Here is a 1,405-nt window from a genome sequence, read left to right as displayed (position 1 = left end):
GCGCAGCCATCTCGGCGGTGGTCATGCGCGACCTGCCGGTCAGCGAATACGCGGCCACCGAAATCAAGCTGGCCGTGGTCGGCCGCGGTGGCGCGGAAAAACAACAGGTCCAACACATGGTCGGGCTCATGCTCAACCTGAAAACCAAGCTGCAGGCCGACGCCGCCGATGCGTTGGCCGTGGCCATCACCCACGCCCACGTACGGGCAACGGCGCAGCGCCTGGGCGTCAATGCCCGCATGGCCTGGAGCCGCAAATGAGGAAAGCTGCATGATTGGTCGTCTGCGCGGGATCGTGGCCTACAAGGCGCCGCCGTGGCTGCTCATCGACGTCAATGGCGTCGGTTACGAGCTGGAGGCGCCGATGAGCACCTTCTACGACCTGCCCGAGCTGGGCCGCGAGGTCACGCTGTTCACCCACTACGCGCAGAAGGAAGACAGCGTGTCGCTGTATGGCTTCCTGCGCGAGGGTGAGCGTCGCCTGTTCCGCGACGTGCAGAAGGTCAGCGGAATCGGCGCCAAGATCGCGCTGGCGGTGTTGTCGGGGGTGAGCGTGGACGAGTTCGCGCGCATGCTGCAGGCCGGTGACATCACCGCGCTGACCCGCATTCCCGGCATCGGCAAGAAGACCGCCGAGCGCATGGTGCTGGAACTGCGCGACCGCGCGGCCAACTTCGGCGGGGGCGGCGCGCCCCTGGCCGGTGCCGCGCCGGCCACCGACCCGGTCTCCGAGGCCACCGTGGCCCTGCAGCAGCTGGGCTACAAGCCGGCCGAGGCCGCGCGCATGGCGCGCGATGCCAACGCCGAGGGCGACGATGTCGCCACCGTCATCCGCAAGGCCCTGCAGGCCGCGCTGCGCTGACCCGCGCGCTGCCTTCTTCCTGATACCGACCGCGTCCGCCCGGAGCACCATGTCCACCTCTTCCACCCAGCACGACAACGGCCACGCCGCGCACGGCCACGCGCCGGCGGCCGGCGGCATGGCCCTGATGATCGGCGCCATCGGCGTGGTGTTCGGCGACATCGGCACCAGCCCGCTCTATACGTTGAAGGAAGCGTTCTCGCCGCATTACGGCCTCAACAGCGACCACGACACCGTACTGGGCGTGCTGTCGCTGGCGTTCTGGGCGCTGAACATCGTCGTTACGCTCAAATACGTCACCATCATCATGCGCGCCGACAACGAGGGCGAGGGCGGCATCATGGCGCTGATGGCGCTGACCCAGCGTACCCTGCGGCACGGCTCGCGCTCGGCGTACGTGGTGGGCATCCTGGGCATCTTCGGGGCCTCGCTGTTCTTCGGCGACGGGGGGATCACCCCGGCCATCTCGGTGCTGGGTGCGGTCGAAGGCCTGGAGGTGGCCGCGCCCGGGCTGCATGCGTTCATCGTGCCGATCACGGTGGTG

3 protein-coding genes are annotated in these 1,405 nt (G+C 68.6%); all 3 read left to right on the top strand.

The window, feature by feature from the left end; translation table 11 throughout:
• Window positions 1-260: crossover junction endodeoxyribonuclease RuvC (locus DBR34_RS23585; protein ID WP_258224038.1), on the top strand; the 260-nt coding region annotated here is incomplete at its 5' end.
• A 10-nt stretch (window positions 261-270) separates the two neighbouring features.
• Window positions 271-861 carry a Holliday junction branch migration protein RuvA gene (ruvA, locus tag DBR34_RS16825; protein WP_038686709.1) on the top strand — a complete coding sequence of 197 codons (591 nt, stop codon included), beginning with the start codon at window positions 271-273 and terminating at the stop codon, window positions 859-861.
• A gap of 118 nt (window positions 862-979) precedes the next feature.
• A partial coding sequence (locus DBR34_RS16820) for a KUP/HAK/KT family potassium transporter (RefSeq protein ID WP_181394055.1) occupies window positions 980-1,405 on the top strand: 426 nt, incomplete at its 3' end.

The sequence above is a fragment of the Stenotrophomonas sp. HMWF003 genome (assembly GCF_003061285.1).
Taxonomy (GTDB): domain Bacteria; phylum Pseudomonadota; class Gammaproteobacteria; order Xanthomonadales; family Xanthomonadaceae; genus Stenotrophomonas; species Stenotrophomonas maltophilia_AP.
This window is presented reverse-complemented; position numbering and strand designations above follow the sequence as displayed.